At 73.9% G+C, this 16161-nt stretch carries 12 protein-coding genes, 3 tRNA genes and 1 pseudogene; 8 read left to right on the forward strand and 8 right to left on the reverse strand.

What is annotated here, in order from left to right:
- The 5 genes and pseudogenes from IF99_RS0122765 to IF99_RS0122785 form a co-directional block, all read left to right on the forward strand.
- Positions 1 to 237, forward strand: a pseudogene (locus tag IF99_RS0122765) (DNA polymerase III subunit gamma and tau); the annotation flags it as partial.
- A gap of 131 nt (positions 238 to 368) precedes the next feature.
- Positions 369 to 1634, forward strand: a complete 1266-nt coding sequence (purD, locus tag IF99_RS0122770) for a phosphoribosylamine--glycine ligase (RefSeq protein ID WP_030998737.1) — start codon at positions 369 to 371, stop codon at positions 1632 to 1634.
- A 518-nt stretch (positions 1635 to 2152) separates the two neighbouring features.
- Complete coding sequence (locus tag IF99_RS0122775; RefSeq protein WP_030998738.1) at positions 2153 to 3847, forward strand: membrane protein; 1695 nt, start codon at positions 2153 to 2155, stop codon at positions 3845 to 3847.
- 525 nt (positions 3848 to 4372) lie between these two features.
- A complete protein-coding gene (locus IF99_RS0122780) occupies positions 4373 to 5866 on the forward strand; it encodes a N,N-dimethylformamidase beta subunit family domain-containing protein (RefSeq protein ID WP_030998739.1) in 1494 nt (497 codons plus the stop codon).
- A 185-nt stretch (positions 5867 to 6051) separates the two neighbouring features.
- Complete coding sequence (locus IF99_RS0122785; RefSeq protein WP_030998740.1) at positions 6052 to 6951, forward strand: phosphoribosylaminoimidazolesuccinocarboxamide synthase; 900 nt, start codon at positions 6052 to 6054, stop codon at positions 6949 to 6951.
- Between the two features lie 155 nt (positions 6952 to 7106).
- Here the strand turns inward: IF99_RS0122785 and IF99_RS0122790 are convergent.
- From IF99_RS0122790 to IF99_RS0122825, 8 genes are all read right to left on the reverse strand, one after another.
- Positions 7107 to 7179: transfer RNA gene (locus tag IF99_RS0122790), tRNA-Gly, on the reverse strand.
- A gap of 45 nt (positions 7180 to 7224) precedes the next feature.
- Positions 7225 to 7869, reverse strand: a complete 645-nt coding sequence (locus IF99_RS0122795) for a response regulator transcription factor (protein ID WP_030998747.1) — start codon at positions 7867 to 7869, stop codon at positions 7225 to 7227.
- Positions 7866 to 9353, reverse strand: a complete 1488-nt coding sequence (locus IF99_RS0122800) for a sensor histidine kinase (protein WP_078655221.1) — start codon at positions 9351 to 9353, stop codon at positions 7866 to 7868. Before IF99_RS0122800 ends, IF99_RS0122795 begins: the two co-directional genes overlap by 4 nt.
- A gap of 196 nt (positions 9354 to 9549) precedes the next feature.
- Complete coding sequence (locus IF99_RS0122805; RefSeq protein ID WP_030998751.1) at positions 9550 to 10347, reverse strand: ABC transporter permease; 798 nt, start codon at positions 10345 to 10347, stop codon at positions 9550 to 9552.
- Entirely contained in the window at positions 10344 to 11402 is a 1059-nt protein-coding gene (locus tag IF99_RS0122810) for an ABC transporter ATP-binding protein (RefSeq protein WP_030998753.1), read from the reverse strand. The genes IF99_RS0122805 and IF99_RS0122810 overlap by 4 nt, the downstream gene beginning before the upstream one ends.
- Positions 11403 to 11529: 127 nt before the next feature.
- Positions 11530 to 11602 (reverse strand) — tRNA-Gly (locus IF99_RS0122815).
- 65 nt (positions 11603 to 11667) lie between these two features.
- Positions 11668 to 11739: transfer RNA gene (locus IF99_RS0122820), tRNA-Gly, on the reverse strand.
- A gap of 178 nt (positions 11740 to 11917) precedes the next feature.
- The gene (locus IF99_RS0122825) at positions 11918 to 12235 is read right to left on the reverse strand and encodes a histone-like nucleoid-structuring protein Lsr2 (RefSeq protein ID WP_007824243.1); all 318 of its coding nucleotides are present in this window, start codon (positions 12233 to 12235) and stop codon (positions 11918 to 11920) included.
- A gap of 454 nt (positions 12236 to 12689) precedes the next feature.
- Here IF99_RS0122825 and purS point away from each other — a divergent pair, with 454 nt between their 5' ends.
- The 3 genes from purS to purL are packed head-to-tail and all read left to right on the forward strand — an operon-like array spanning position 12690 to position 15858.
- Positions 12690 to 12935, forward strand: coding sequence for a phosphoribosylformylglycinamidine synthase subunit PurS (purS, locus tag IF99_RS0122830; RefSeq protein ID WP_007824241.1), 246 nt, complete (start codon positions 12690 to 12692; stop codon positions 12933 to 12935).
- Complete coding sequence (purQ, locus tag IF99_RS0122835) at positions 12932 to 13612, forward strand: phosphoribosylformylglycinamidine synthase subunit PurQ (RefSeq protein ID WP_030998756.1); 681 nt, start codon at positions 12932 to 12934, stop codon at positions 13610 to 13612. Before purS ends, purQ begins: the two co-directional genes overlap by 4 nt.
- Complete coding sequence (gene purL, locus IF99_RS0122840; protein WP_030998758.1) at positions 13609 to 15858, forward strand: phosphoribosylformylglycinamidine synthase subunit PurL; 2250 nt, start codon at positions 13609 to 13611, stop codon at positions 15856 to 15858. The genes purQ and purL overlap by 4 nt, the downstream gene beginning before the upstream one ends.
- Positions 15859 to 16161 lie beyond the last annotated feature (303 nt).

The raw sequence follows: 16161 nt of genomic DNA on the forward strand, positions 1-16161 counted from the left end.
GCCGTACCGCCCGTCCCAGGCCCCCACCCCGCGCCCGCCCCCTCCGTACCGGCCCCGGCCCCCGAGCCGCGCCCCGCCGCCGCTCCCGCGCGCCCGCCCGTGGCGCCCGAGGACGACATGCCCGCCGCCGACGACCCGGACCTCGTCGAGTCCGCGCTCAGCGGGTACGAGCTGATCGTGCGCGAGCTGGGGGCGACCGTGGTCGACGAGTACGAGAACGACGCGGCGCCGCACTGAGCCGGTGACCGGGGACGTCGCGGGGGCCGTGGCGGTGGCGCGATGGTGACGGGCCTGGCCATGGGTCCGCGCCCGCCACCCGTTCCGCCCGTGAGCCCCCCGCCGTCCGGCCGCCCGTTAGGGTGAGCCGTGTGAAGGTCCTCGTCATCGGAAACGGCGCCCGCGAACACGCCCTGTGCCGCTCTCTCTCGCTCGACCCAGCCGTCGAAGCCCTGTACTGCGCACCCGGGAACGCCGGGATCGCCGAGGTCGCCGAAGTCCGGGCCGTCGATGCCCTGGACGGGGCCGATGTCGTGCGCCTGGCCCGGGAGACGGAGGCCGGCCTCGTCGTCGTGGGGCCCGAGGCGCCGCTCGTCGCCGGGGTCGCCGACGCCGTCCGCGAGGCGGGCATCGCCTGCTTCGGGCCCGGTCGCGAAGCCGCCCGGCTGGAGGGCTCGAAGGCGTTCGCGAAGGACGTCATGGCCGCCGCGCAGGTACCCACCGCGCGCGCCTACGTGTGCACGAACCCGGAGGAGGTCGACGCCGCGCTCGACGCCTTCGGCGCCCCGTACGTCGTGAAGGACGACGGGCTCGCTGCCGGCAAGGGCGTCGTCGTCACGGACGACCGCGCGAAGGCGCGCGCCCACGCGCTCGCCTGCGGGCGGGTCGTCATCGAGGAGTTCCTGGACGGTCCCGAGGTCTCGCTCTTCGCGGTCACGGACGGCACGACGGTCGTCCCGCTCCAGCCCGCGCAGGACTTCAAGCGCGCGCTCGACGGCGACGAGGGCCCCAACACGGGCGGCATGGGCGCGTACTCGCCGCTGCCGTGGGCGGACGCGGGCCTCGTCGACGAGGTCCTCCGCACGGTGCTCCAGCCGACCGTCGACGAACTGCGGCGGCGCGGCGCGCTGTTCAGCGGACTGCTGTACGCGGGCCTCGCGCTCACCTCGCGCGGTGTGCGCGTCATCGAGTTCAACGCGCGCTTCGGCGACCCGGAGACGCAGGTCGTCCTCGCGCGCCTGCGCACTCCGCTCTCCGGGCTCCTGGGCGCCGCGGCGCGCGGCGAGCTGGCCACCCTGGAGCCGCTGCGGTGGAGCGAGGACGCCGCCGTCACGGTCGTGGTCGCCTCCGCCGGTTACCCGGCCGCGCCCCGCACCGGCGACGTGATCACCGGGCTCGACGAGGTCGCAGCGAAGGACGCCCCGAACGCGTACGTGTTGCACGCGGGCACGCGCCGGGAGGGCGAGGACGTCGTGAGCGCCGGGGGCCGCGTGCTCTCGGTGACGGCGACGGGCCCCGACCTGACGGTGGCGCGCGAGCGCGCGTACACGGCGGTGGCGCGGATCGGGCTCAAGGACGGCCAGCACCGCACGGACATCGCGGAGCGGGCGGCGCGCGACGCGGTGGCGACGGGCTGAGGCCCGCCCGGAAGCGGCGCTGCGGGCTGAGGTCCGCCCGGGAAGCCGCGCCGACGGGCTGACGCCCGGCCCCGGAGCACGTGGTGGCCGCATCGCCCCGGGGTTCCGTACACCTCACGTACTCGTGGAGGCGTACGGAACCCCGGGGCGCTCGCTTGTCAGCACCTTTGCCCAGAGCCATTCCATCGAGTGATCGAAGCCGCATACGGCTGACGGCGGCGCGCGCCCCCACTAGGGTGCGGCGCGAGTGCTCCACCGCCGGTCGGCCCGTGCAGAGCGGGTCGCGCGGGGGGCTGCGGCACTTGGCCCACCGGCATTGCGATGTCGGGGGCCGGTGTCACAGTGGGGGATGTGAGCGACGCCGGAAAGCGCGAGGGACTGCGGTCCGTCGCGGATCAGCGCGGGAAGCAAGCGACGAGGCAGAAACGGACCGGGCGCCAGCACGGGTGCACGGCCCGTCGGTGCGAGGCGGGCCCGCGAGGGTCCGGCGGGCACCAGGGGTAGGGGGTCGGCAGGTCGTGTCGTCGGGTACGGGTGTGGAGGTGGGCGCGCTCGCCGCGCGGTCCAGGGCCGCAGCGGTGCTGCGGGTCAAATCCGTGGCGACCGCGCTCGCGGTGCTGCCCGCGGCGTGTGCCGCCGTGCTGTGGGCGGGGGCGGCGGGCGGTCAGCTGGAGGGGACGGGGTGGGAGGCGGCCAGGCTGTCGGTCTCGGTGCTCGCCGTGCTCGCGCTCGCTCTCGCCGGGGCGACCGCGCTGCTCATCGCGCGCGCCGCGCCCGCCGAGTCCCCGGCCGTGCCGGTCGAGGAGCGCGCCGCTCCCGCTCTCTACCACCTCGTGCGGGAGCTGGCGGAGCGGCTCGGGGTCCCGGCGCCCGCGGCGATAGCGCTCACTCCCGACTGCGACAGCTGGCTGGAGGAGCGCGGGGCGGCGCCCGGCGTACGGGCGCAGGTCCTCGTGATCGGATCGCCCTTCCTGTGGTGGCTGCGCGTCGCCGAACTGCGTGCGGTGCTCGCGCCCGTGGTCGCGGGCACGGAGCCCGCGGCGGAGCCGACGACGGCGCAGGCGCGCACGTTCGTCCGGGGCCTGGACGCGGCGCTCGCGACGGCGGGACCGCGCGCGCCGCTGGCCCGCCGGGTGCTGCTCGCGGTCCCGGCGCGTCTCGCGCGGCTGCTGCTCGTACGGTGCCGGTCGGCGGCGGCCGACATGGAACGGTACGTGGCGGCGGCCTGTGCCGAGCGGGCCAGGAAGGTGGACTACGGGCGGCGGATCACCGCGCAGGAGCAGGTGGGGCTCGCGTACGCGGGCTGGGACCGGCTGCTGAGCCGCGTCGCGGTGCCCGCCTGGCGGCTCGGGCGCTGGCCCGCGCGGCTCGACGCGGGCGTCGCCGCCGCGCTCGTGGAGCTGTCCCGCAGGGACCGGCTCGCCGCGGACGAGCAGGCGCTGCGGCTCACGGAGCCGCCCGCGAGCGAACTCCTGGAGGAGCCCGAGCTGGCCGACGAGGCGGCTTCGCTGCTCGCCGCGCGGCTCTTCCACGGGGAGCGGGGCGGCGCGTGGCGGCCGGTGAGCTGGCGCGACTACCCGCACGAGGTCGTGGAGCGGCTGTGGCGCGCGGACGCGGTGCGGCTCGGCGAGGTGCTGGGTGAGAAGGGGCGGCCGTGCGCGGTGGCGCGGGTCCTGGAACACCTGACGGTGAGCGACAGCCCGCCCGAGCGGGTCGGGGTGCTCGCGGGGCCGCCGGTGCGCGAGGGCGGGGTGCGCGGCGCGCCCCGTGCGGCCGGGTACGTGGCGCGGACCGAGCCGGAGATCTTCCCCGAATCGCCCGAGGAGGAGGCCGACCGTTTCGCGCACCCGCGCGCGGCGGCGCTCGCCGCCGGGCTCGCGGCGCGGGTCGCGCGCGAGGAGACGGCGGACGCCGGGGCCGCGCGGGCCTCGGAGGGCGTCTACGAGGGGGACGGCGGACTGCCGCTCTTCGCACCGCCGCCGGTCCGCAGCGGTGTGGAGGTCCTCGCGGACCACGTGACCTCGCTCGTGTGCTGCGCGGCCGTGGACGCGGGAGGCGCGGTACCCGGGCTCGACTGGCTCGACGGCCCGGTGCTCCTGGTGGACGGGGAGCGGGTGCGGGACCTGGGGGCACGGGTGCGGAGCCTGGTGGAGGACGGCGACTCGATCCCGCTGCGGCGGTGGCTGGCGCGGGTGGGGGTACGGGTCGGGTAGCGGCGGGGCGGTACGGAGGGCCGGGCGGTACGGGGGCGGCCTGGCGGGCGGCGAGACAGGTTCTGGCGAGGTGGTACGGAGGTCTCCGCGCGGTCCTCCGTACCGAGCGTGCGCGGTCCTCTGTACCGAGCGTGCGCGGTCCGGCGAGACACCCCCGCCCGGCCGGCTCACCCCCGATCCCCCCGCGGGCTCACGTCCCGATGCCACGCCCACGCCCCCGCCGAGGCCCCCTCCCCGGCCGCACGGCCCCGGCCGGCCCCCTCCCCGGCCCCCGCGCCACAAGCCCCGCCCCGGTGGGAAACGGGCGGCCGTGTGTGCGGGCTCACCCGAACGGGAAACTCCGTTTCCGCCCGTCCGCCGTGCCACTACCAGGCAGAAGCGGTTCTGCACGGTGTCGGGCGGGGGGTCGTTGGCGGGGATTCGGGGGGAACAGTGACGGTGTGCGTGCTGAGTGTGATGTGCTGGCTCCCGCCCCGGCGTCGAGGGGCGCGGCACCGGGTACCGGGGGACGAGGGAGGGGCGGCGATGGGGGCGGAACGCGGGAAGGGCCGGTGGGAATCGGGGGCGGTCGCGCACGCGGCGACGGACCCCTTCGGGCAGGGCCCGCTGCCGTGGCTGCGGGCGAGCGAGACCTACTTCGACGACACGGGCAGGGTCGTCCCCTGGTACGTCGAGCACGCCCCGGCGCCCGGCGCCGAACTGCGGATGCCGAGGCCGCGCCACGAGGAGGGCTCGCCCCGTTCCTCCGACGACGTGCACCAGCAGATCAAGGGCTTCACTTCGACGGGTGCCGTGGCCCCCGGCGAGTCGATCGACTTCCACGTCACGGTCAACCCGCCGCAGCCGTACTCCATGGACTTCTACCGCATCGGCCACTACGCCGGGGCCGGTGCCAGCAAGATCGCCTCGACGCCCCGGCTGCAAGGGCTCACCCAGCCCGAGCCGCTCCTCGCCGACCGCACGGTCTCCTGCCACCACTGGTGGCGCACGTGGCGGCAGCAGATCCCCTCGTACTGGAAGCCCGGCGCGTACGTCGCGGTCCTGACCACGTACGACGGGCACCGCTCGCACATCCCCTTCACCGTCCGCGACAGCGAGCCTGCCGACCTGCTCCTCCTGCTCCCCGACGTGACCTGGCAGGCGTACAACCTCTACCCGGAGGACGGCAGGACGGGCGCGAGCCTCTACCACGCCTGGGACGACGAGGGCGGGCTGCTCGGCGAGAGCGACGCCGCGATCACCGTGTCCTTCGACCGCCCCTACGCGGGCGCGGGCCTCCCGCTGCACGTGGGCCACGCCTACGACTTCATCCGCTGGGCCGAGCGCTACGGCTACGACCTCGCCTACGCCGACGCCCGCGACCTCCACGCGGGCCACGTCGACCCGGCCCGCTACCGGGGCCTCGTCTTCCCGGGCCACGACGAGTACTGGTCGGTCCCGATGCGCCGCACGACCGAGCGCGCGAAGGAGACCGGCACCTCGCTCGTCTTCCTCTCCGCGAACACCATGTACTGGCAGGTCGAGTTGAGCGCCTCCCCCTCGGGCGTCCCCGACCGGCTCCTGACCTGCCGCAAGCGGCGCGGTCCCGGGCGCGCGACGCTGTGGCGCGAGATGGACAGGCCGGAGCAGGAGCTCATGGGCATCCAGTACGCGGGCCGCGTGCCCGAGCCCGCCCCCCTCGTCGTGCGGCACGCGGAGCACTGGCTGTGGGAGGCGACGGGGGCGCACGAGGGCGACGAACTCCCCGACCTCGTCGCCGGCGAGGCCGACCGGTACTTCCCGCGCACGCAGTTGCCGCCCTACGAGGACAGGACGCTCCTCGCGCACTCGCCGTACGAGGACCAGGGCGGCACCGTCCGCCACCAGGAGACCTCCCTCTACCGCGCTCCCAGCGGCGCCCTCGTCTTCGCCTCCGGCACCTTCGCCTGGTCGCCCGCGCTCGACCGCCCGGGCCACGTCGACACCCGCATCCAGCGCGCCACGGCGAACCTCCTCGACCGCATCTGCAAACGCGACTGACCGGCGCCGCCCCGGGACGGGACACAGGGCGCGGACGATGAGGCAGGACGCTCCCGCCGCGCGTACGAGGGCGCCGCACGCGGTCCCCCGTACCGCTTCCGCCGCCCGCCCCGGACCCTGCGGCGTCGCGCGCCGCTCCCGTACGGGACAATCGGGGGCATTGGACGGAAGCACGTGGAGGAACCGTGTCCGGATTCGTCGAAAAGCCCGAGCCCGTACAGGTGCCGGGGCTGGTGCATCTGCACACCGGCAAGGTGCGCGACCTCTACCAGAACGAGGCCGGCGAGCTCGTGATGGTCGCGAGCGACCGCATGTCCGCCTATGACTGGGTCCTGCCCAGCGAGATCCCCGACAAGGGGCGCGTGCTCACGCAGCTCTCCCTGTGGTGGTTCGACCAGCTCGCCGACCTCGTCCCGCACCACGTCCTGTCGACGGAGCTGCCCGAGGGCGCCCCCGCCTCCTGGGCCGGGCGCACGCTGGTCTGCCGCTCGCTGGACATGATCCCCGTCGAGGCCGTCGCGCGCGGCTACCTCACCGGCTCGGGGCTCGCCGAGTACAACGCGTCCCGCACGGTGTGCGGGCTCGCGCTCCCCGAGGGCCTGGCGGACGGCTGCGAGCTGCCGGGAGCGATCTTCACCCCGGCGACGAAGGCCGAGGTCGGCGAGCACGACGAGAACGTGAGCTACGAGGAGGTGGCCCGGCGGATCGGCGCGGAGACCGCCGCGCAGCTCCGGCAGACGACCCTCGCGGTCTACGCCCGGGGCCGGGACATCGCCCGCGAGCGCGGGATCATCCTCGCCGACACGAAGTTCGAGTTCGGCTTCGACGGGGACACGCTCGTCCTCGCCGACGAGGTGCTCACCCCCGACTCCTCGCGCTTCTGGCCGGCCGAGTCCTGGGAGCCGGGCCACCCCCAGCCCTCCTTCGACAAGCAGTTCGTCCGCGACTGGCTCACCTCGCCCGCCTCCGGCTGGGACCGCAAGAGCGAGCAGCCGCCGCCCGAGCTGCCCGCCGAGATCGTCGAGCGGACGCGGGCGAAGTACATCGAGGCGTACGAGAAGCTGACGGGCGTGCGCTGGGAGTGAGACCCGGGCAGTAGAGGGCCGAACGGCTCGCGGGGGCGATGTTCCACGGGGAACGTCGCCCCCGCCCTCGTGGAGGGTCATGTTTCACGTGAAACATCGCGCGCACCCTCCTGGCACACGAAGAAGGCCCCCCGTTTCCGGGGGGCCTTTCGCTGAGCGGACGACCAGGTTCGAACTGGCGACCTCAACCTTGGCAAGGTTGCGCTCTACCAACTGAGCTACGTCCGCACCGCGCTTCCGTGCCGCTCTCGCGGCGTTCAGCGCGTGCGACCACTATACCCAACCCCGGGAGCGGGCCGTACGCACGGCGGAGTGACGGTTCTCGGCCCCCAGCTTGGTCACGGCGGAGGAGAGGTAGTTGCGGACGGTGCCGGGGGAGAGGCCAGCGCGCTGGGCGATCTCGGCGACGGGGGCGCCGTCGGCGGCGTACTCCAGGACCTCGGCCTCGCGCGCGCTGAGCGGGGAGTCCCCGGCCGCGATCGCGTCGGCGGCCAACTCGGGGTCGACGTAACGGCTTCCGGCGTGGACGGTACGGATGATCTCGGCGAGCCGTTGCGCGCTCACGGTCTTCGGCACGAAGCCGCGCACGCCCGCCTCCAGCGCCCGCTTGAGGTGGCCGGGACGGCCGTGGCTCGTCACGATGAGGCAGCGGCAGGCGGGCAGTTCGCCGCGCAGCCTTGTGGCCACGCTCACACCGTCGCCGTCCGGCATCTGGAGGTCGAGGACAGCGACATCGGGGGTCCTGGCCCGGGCCATCGCGAGGGCCTCGGCGCCCGAGGCGGCCTCCGCGACGACTTCGAGGTCGTCCTCCAGGGCGAGGAGGGCGGCGAGGGCGCCCCGGATGAGGTGTTCGTCGTCGGCGAGCAGCACACGGACCCGGGGGGCGGCGGTCGGCGCGGGCGCGGGCTCGGTGGTCACGAGCGGTTTCCTCCGGGATCGGGGGCGGTGGTGGGGCCGGGCACGGGCGGGAGCGGGACGTGGGCGGCGAGGCGGAAGCGCCCCGGCGCGAGGGGACCGGCTTCGAGCGTGCCGCCCAGGGGCGCGAGGCGTTCGCGGAGCCCGGCGAGGCCGGAGCCGCCCCGGGTGGGGCTCGGCGACTCGGGGGCCCCGTCGTTCTCGATGGTGAGGCTCGTGCCGGTGCGGCTGGTGGCGAGCGTGATGGAGCAGTGGCGGGCGTCGCCGTGGCGCAGGACGTTCGTCGCCGCCTCGCGGACGACCCAGGCGAGGGCCGCCTGCACGGGCGGGGCGAGGGACGTGAGGTCTCCGGCGGCGGTCGCGCAGTCGATCCCGGCGGCCTCCAGGACGCTCCGCGCGCCGATCAGCTCCGCGCCGAGGTCGATGCCCCGGTAGCCGCGGACGACCTCGCGCACCTCGCGCTGGGAGCGCTGGGCGATCTCCTGGACCTCGGCCATCTGCGCCACGGCGTCCTCGGTGCGTTCGCGGCGGGCGAGCCGGACCGCGAGTTCGCTCTTGAGGGCGATGGTGGCGAGGTTGCGGCCGAGGACGTCGTGGAGGTCGCGGCCGAAGCGGAGGCGTTCCTCGGCGACGGCGAGCCGCGACTCGGTCTCCTTGGCGCGCTCGACCTTCTCCTTCGCCTTCTCGATCTCCTGGCGCGCGTACTCGATGTCCCAGGTCCGGGCGAGGGACCAGCCGGAGGGACGGCAGATGGAGAGGGCGAGGAGCGCGGAGCACGGCACGATGATCGCGAGGACGGCGCTCGGGGTGCCCTCGGGGTCGGCGAGGAGGGCGGCGCCGAAGAGGAGTGCCGTGCCGCCGACGACGGCGAGGAGGAAGCGGGGCACGGGGACGCGGAGGGCCAGGACCGCGTAGACGGGGTGCATGAAGAACATGACCGCTGTCGCGAGCGCCTGGGTGTCGATCGTGCCGGTGCCGAGGCACACGAGGTAGAGCGTCGCGGTGAGCGCGGTCAGCGCGAGGAGCCGCCACGCGGCCCGGGCGTTCAGCGCGTCCGTCTTGCCGAGATAGCGGTCGAGCGCGTCGAGGAGCGCGGAGCGGGTGGCGACGCAGACGGCGAGCGAGGCGAGGAGCAGCGTCGAGCGGAGCGCGAGGTCGCGGTTGTCGCCGCGCGCGAAGTGCTGGAGGAGTTCGGGCAGGACCCAGCCCGCGAAGAACGCCCAGACGTAGCGGCTGAGCGTGGCGCGCGTGTAGTGGTCGAGCTGCTGGACGGGGCGGTGGCCCTTGGTCAACGACCGGGGCCGCCAGGAGAGGCGCTCCAGACGCGGGAAGCGGGGCTCGGGCACGGCCCCGCGGCCTGCGGCCGCGACCGGCTCCCCGGCCGGGGCGGACGGCCCATGGCCGCCGGCCGGCGCGGGCACCCCGGCCGTCCCCGGGGCGGGCGCCACGGCCGTCACCGTCGTGGTCTCCTCGTGGCTGCCGCTCAAGGGGCGCCCCTTCCTGTGTCCGGTGGGTCCTTCCATGGTGCGGGGTCCGCGACCGGTGACGGTACGGGCACGAGGCGCCACGCGGTGTGGAGGGCCCCGGCTCCGAGCGGGGCGCCGCCCGGCGCCGGCGGCCCGTATCCATACCGGCGGCGCCCCCTCGCGCCGACGGCCCCCGTCCCCGTACCGCCGCCCGCGCTCAGCGCCTCGGCTCCCAGCGGAACCAGCGGCGGACGCCGTAGACGGTGAAGGCGGCCCAGGCGAGGCCGGTGGCGAGGGCCAGCAGGGTCTCGCCGCTGTCCAGGTTGCCCGCCCAGCCGCCGCGCAGGAGCGAGAGCGTCGGCGTGAAGGGCAGGCAGCGGGCGAGGGTCGCGAGGGTGTCGGGCATGACGTCGAGGGGGATGGCGACGCCGGAGCCGATCATCGTCAGCAGGATGACGGGCATCGCCGTGACGGCGGCGGTCTCGGCGGTGCGGCTGAGGGTCGCGGTGAGAGCGCCGAGGCCGACCGCCACGACGATGCCGAGGACCGCGCCGAGCACCACGAGCGCGGGGTTCGAGGGCGCCCCGGGGTGCACGAGCACCACGCAGCCCGCGGTGACCACGATCCACTGCACGAGACACGTGACGACGGCGGGCACCGCCGAGCCGATGAGGATCTCGGGGTCGCGCACCTCGCCGGTGCGCAGCCGCTTCAGGACCAGCTCCTCGCGCCGGGTCACGTAGGTGCTCACCAGCGTCGAGTAGACGGCGAAGAGGAGGGAGAGGCCGAGAGCGGTCGGGAGCAGGACCGTGCCGAGGTCCAGTCCGGTGCCGCCCAGGTCCATGGAGTCGATGGCGCCCTTGAAGCTGAAGGGGAGGACGAGCGGCACGAAGAGGGCGGCGACGAGCGTCCCCTTGGCGCGCAGGAGCAGCGTCGTCTCGGCCCGCGCGAGGGCGCCCACGCGGCTTCGCGCGGTCGAGGCGGGGCCGGTGGGGGCCGGGGTCGTGGTGGTCATCGCCGGGTCTCCTCTGCGAGCGCGGGGGTGGGGGGCGTGGGGGAAGAGCCGTCTGTGCGGGAGCCGGCCTGCGCCGCGATCCGCAGGAACGCCTCTTCGAGCGAGGCCGCGCGGATGTCGAGCCCCTCCAGCTCGATGTTCTCGGCGCGTGCCCACAGCAGCAGCTCGGTCGCCGCGTACTGGAGCCGGTGGGTGCGCAGCCGCACGGTCCTGCCGTCCGCGTCGAGGAGCGCGGCGCGCAGCGCGGCGGCGTCCTCGGGCGGTGCGAGCCGGTCGGCGCGTGCCCCGGCGGGCTCGGCCCACAGGCGGGCGAGCGGGGGCAGGTCCTCGGCCCGGTGGCTCGCCGGGAGGCGGAAGGAGATCCGCGCGGGCTGGCTCGCGAGGACTTCGTCGACGGTCCCGGTGACGTTGATGCGGCCCGCGTGCAGGATCGCGAGCCGGTCGGCCAGCTCCTCGGCCTCCTCCAGGTAGTGCGTCGTGAGGAGGACGGTGGTGCCCTCGGCGCGCAGCGCGCGGACGAGGTCCCAGGTGGCGCGGCGGCCCTCGGCGTCGAGTCCGGTCGTCGGCTCGTCGAGGAAGAGGATCTCGGGGCGTCCGAGGAGGGCGCTCGCGAGGTCGAGGCGGCGCCGTTCGCCGCCGGAGAGCTGTTTGACGCGGACGGTGCGGCGCTTGCCGAGGCCGACGAGTTCGAGCGCCTCGCCGACGGGGCGGGCGCCGCTCGTGCAGGCAGCCCACATCCGTACCGTCTCCTCGACGGTCAACTCGGAGGGGAAGCCGCCCTCCTGGAGCATGACGCCGGTGCGCGGGCGGATCGCGGCCCGCTCGCTGTAGGGGTCGTGGCCGAAGACGCGGATGTCGCCGCTCGTGGGCCGGGCCAGTCCTTCGAGGAGTTCGACCGTGGAGGTCTTGCCCGCCCCGTTCGTCCCGAGCAGGGCGAAGAGCTCGCCCCGGTCCACGTGGAAGGTGATCCCGGCGACCGCTTCGAAGCCGCCCCCGTAGACCCGGCGCAGGTCCGTCACATCGATGGCTCGCGTGGTGGCTTTCGCGCTGTTCATGCCTTCGAGTCTTCCCGGGGCGACAGGCCCGGGGCAGTGCGCGGTGTCACGAAGGCGGATGACAGATGTCATCGGGGCCCGCCGGGCACACGAAGAAGGCCCCCCGTTCCCGGGGGGCCTTTCGCTGAGCGGACGACCAGGTTCGAACTGGCGACCTCAACCTTGGCAAGGTTGCGCTCTACCAACTGAGCTACGTCCGCAGATGCGCCCACGACTCACGTCGTGCGGTGCGGTGACCACCCTACCTCACGGTCGAGCGGTGCAGAGCGGGTGACAGGGATCGCACACTGCGCCTCCCCCTTGGAAAGGGGGTGTTCTACTACTGAACTACACCCGCGCGGCTCCGGGTTCCGGCCTTGCGGCCCGTTCCCTTCGGCGTGCTCCAGACTCTAGCCGATCACCCGGGGTGGAGCGCAAATCGAGGGCGACGGGCCGTCAGGAGGGGCGTACGGGGGCGGGCGGGCCGGCGCTCCGTCCGCCCCCGTACCACCGGGGCTCACGCCCCGGCGCTCGCTTCAGTTGGCCGCCTCGAACTCCTCGAGAACCTTCTTCGGGATGCGTCCGCGCTGCGGCACGTCCATCTGGTGCGACCTGGCCCAGGCGCGGACGGCGGCGGGGTCCGCCGCCACGGAGGTGCGCCGGTAGGCGCGGCCCGAGGAAGAGCGTTTGCGGCCTGCGGCCACGAAGGGCTCCAGCGCCTTGCGCAGTTTCTCCGCGTTGGCCTGGCTCAGGTCGATCTCGTACGACTTGCCGTCGAGCCCGAAAGTGACGGTTTCCGCCGCTTCCTTGCCGTCGGTGTCGTCGTAAAGCGTGACCACGACACGCTGCGCCACGAATATCGGTCCTTTCGTCGGCGGCTCCCGCCGCCCGACCTGTACACGGCCGGAGTTCCGCGCTCCCGGTCGGGGCGCGGCCCTGCGCACGCGGCGGCGCGCACGGGATCATGCGTGCCCGTACACACTTTTACCGAATGTCTTTTCCCGGCCGATTCCTTTTTACAGGCCGGGGTGCGGAGTGGGGAAGTCCTTAAGGAGTTCCGGCGCGTGTTCCCTTCGGTGTTCAGGTGGTGGTCGCGCGCATTGCCACCCCGTATATGCGCGCGGATTTTCCGGCGCGGGGGACTTCGCGTGTGAGTACCGCCACAGGTCCCTGGCCGTGCGCCCGCCTCCGCGCCGCGGGGGCCGCTACCGCCCGTAAGTGATCCACTTCTGTTCTACCCGCGTAGAAATTCTGGCCCGGTACGCTGAACGGACAAGCTCAACGAAGCACCACACACCGGGAGTGCCCGTGGCACGCGTCGTAGTCGACGTCATGCTCAAGCCGGAGATCCTCGACCCCCAGGGGCAGGCGGTGCAGCGTGCGCTGCCGCGCCTCGGCTTCGAGGGGATCGCCGACGTGCGTCAGGGAAAGCGATTCGAACTCGAAGTGGACGGCCCCGTGGACGACGCCGTCCTCGCGCGGGTCCACGAGATGGCCGAGACCTTCCTCGCCAACACCGTCATCGAGGACTTCGTCGTAAAGGTGGAATCGTGACGGCACGTATTGGGGTCGTTACTTTTCCCGGCACCCTCGATGATCGTGACACGCAGCGCGCGGTAGGGATCGCGGGCGCGGAAGCCGTTCCGCTCTGGCACCGCGACAAGGACCTGAAGCAGGTCGACGCCGTGGTCCTGCCCGGGGGATTCAGCTACGGCGACTATCTGCGCGCGGGCGCGATCTCGCGCTTCTCGCCGGTCATGGAATCCGTGATCGCCGGGGCGAAGTCCGGAATGCCTGTCCTCGGTATCTGCAACGGATTCCAGGTCCTCACCGAGGCCCACCTGCTGCCCGGCGCGATGCTCCAGAACGACCGTATGCGTTTCGTGTGCCGCGAGCAGAAGCTCCGCGTGGAGAACGCGGGCACCGCGTGGACCACCGAGTTCACGGCGGGTCAGGAGATCCGCATTCCGCTCAAGAACATGGACGGCCGCTACACGGCCGACGAGCGCACCCTCGACGCCCTGGAGGCCGAGGGCCGCGTCGTCTTCCGCTACGTGGACACGAACCCGAACGGCTCGCTCCGCGACATCGCGGGCGTGACCAACGAGGCCGGCAACGTCGTGGGCCTCATGCCCCATCCCGAGCACGCCGTGGAACCGCTCGTCGGCAGCGGTGGCACCGACGGTCTCGGGTTCTTCACCTCGATCCTGAGGAAGCTGGTTTCCGCATGAGCCTGGACACGGTCGAGAACGCGGCCGCGACCCCGGACACCCCGCTGCCGTGGAAGGAGCTCGGCCTCAAGGAGGACGAGTACCTGCGGGTCCGCGAGATCCTGGGCCGCAGGCCCACAGGCGCCGAGCTGGCGATGTACTCGGTGATGTGGTCGGAGCACTGCTCGTACAAGAGCAGCAAGGTCCACCTCCGGCAGTTCGGCGAGAAGGCCCCGCAGTCCGACGCGATGCTCGTCGGCATCGGCGAGAACGCCGGGGTCGTCGACGTCGGCCAGGGGTACGCGGTGACCTTCAAGGTCGAGTCGCACAACCACCCCTCCTACGTCGAGCCCTACCAGGGCGCCGCGACCGGTGTCGGCGGCATCGTCCGCGACATCATCGCGATGGGCGCGCGCCCCGTCGCGGTCGTGGACCCGCTGCGCTTCGGCGCTGCCGACCACCCCGACACGAAGCGCGTGCTGCCCGGGGTCGTCGCCGGGATCGGCGGCTACGGGAACTGCCTGGGCCTGCCGAACATCGGCGGCGAGGTCGTCTTCGACGCCTGCTACCAGGGCAACCCGCTCGTCAACGCGGGCGCCGTCGGCGTCATGCGCCACGAGGACATCCACCTCGCGAAGGCGTCCGGCGCCGGCAACAAGGTCATCCTCTACGGCGCCCGCACCGGCGGCGACGGCATCGGCGGCGCCTCGATCCTCGCCTCCGAGACCTTCGACGCGACGAAGCCCAGCAAGCGCCCCGCCGTGCAGGTCGGCGACCCCTTCCAGGAGAAGCTGCTCATCGAGTGCACGCTCGAAGCCTTCGCCGAGAAGCTCGTCGTGGGCATCCAGGACCTCGGCGCGGCCGGGCTCTCCTGCGCGACCTCAGAGCTGGCCTCGAACGGCTCGGGCGGCATGACGGTCGTCCTCGACGACGTACCGCTGCGCGACTCCACGCTCTCGCCCGAGGAGATCCTCATGAGCGAGTCGCAGGAGCGCATGTGCGCCGTCGTCGAGCCGGAGAAGGTCGAGCGCTTCCTCGCGATCTGCGAGAAGTGGGACGTCATCGCGACGGTCGTCGGGGAGGTCACCGACGGGGACCGCCTGGAGATCTTCTGGCACGGCGAGAAGATCGTCGACGTCGACCCGCGCACGGTGGCGCACGACGGCCCGGTCTACGAGCGCCCCCTCGCGCGCCCCGAGTGGCAGGACGCGCTCCAGGCCGACGACGCGAACAAGCTCCCGCGCCCGGCGGACGCCGCCGCGCTCAAGGAGCAGGTGAAGCGGGTCATCGGCTCGCCCAACCAGGCGTCGAAGGCGTGGATCACGGACCAGTACGACCGGTATGTGCAGGGCAACACCGTCCTCGCGCAGCCGGAGGACTCCGGCATGATCCGCGTGGACGCCGAGAGCGGTCTCGGTGTCGCGCTCGCGACGGACGGCAACGGCCGGTACGCGAAGCTCGACCCGTACACGGGCGCTCAGCTCGCGCTCGCCGAGGCGTACCGCAACGTCGCGACGACCGGCGCGCGTCCGCTCGCCGTCTCGGACTGCCTCAACTTCGGTTCGCCCGAGGACCCGGCGGTCATGTGGCAGTTCTCGGAGGCCGTGCGCGGGCTCGCCGACGGCTGCCGGCAGCTCGGCACCCCGGTGACCGGCGGCAACGTCTCGCTCTACAACCAGACCGGTGACGTCGCGATCCACCCGACGCCCGTCGTCGCGGTCCTCGGCGTCATCGACGACGTGGCGCGGCGCACGCCGGTCGCCTTCGCGGAGCAGGGCCAGCTGCTGTACCTCCTCGGGGACACGAAGGAGGAGTTCGGCGGCTCGGCGTGGTCCGAGGTGATCCACGAGCACCTGGGCGGGCTGCCCCCGGCCGTCGACCTGGAGCGCGAGCGGCTGCTCGGCGACATCCTGATCTCGGCCTCGCGCGACGGCATGATCGACGCGGCGCACGACCTCTCCGACGGCGGCCTGATCACCTCCGTCGTCGAGTCGGCGCTGCTCGGCGGCAACGGCGTGCGGCTCGTCGTGCCCGAGGGCCTGGACGCCTTCACGTTCCTCTTCTCGGAGTCGGCGGGCCGTGCGGTCGTCGCCGTGCCGAGGAGCGAGGAGCTGCGCTTCACCGACATGTGCGGCGCGCGGGGCCTGCCCGCGACCCGGATCGGTGTCGTGGACGGCGACGCGGTCGAGGTCCAGGGCGAGTTCGCGCTCTCGCTGGGCGAGCTGCGCGAGATCCACGAGGGGACCGTGCCGGGCCTGCTGGCCTGAGTCCCGCGCGTACGGGGCGGTCGCGCGCGGGTGGCGCGGCCCGCCCCGTACGCGGGTCAGCCGACGCTCTCCCGAGCCCCCACCCGGTCCGCGCGACCGGGCGGGGGCTCCGGTGCTTTTCGGGGTGGCGCCGAAGGCGTGCTCCGGAGCGTTGGGAGGCGCGGGACGAACGCCGTCGCGAGGAGCACCCCGCTCAGCGCGGCGTGCGCGATGAGCCGGGCTCCGCGCTCTTCGCGCGCCCGAAGACCGTGCGGGCGCGGAGCGCGCGGACGTACGCGACGCGGGCCCCTCCGGCCGCCTCCG

It is taken from the genome of Streptomyces sp. NRRL F-5630, from assembly GCF_000719475.1.
In the GTDB taxonomy this organism is placed as follows: domain Bacteria; phylum Actinomycetota; class Actinomycetes; order Streptomycetales; family Streptomycetaceae; genus Streptomyces.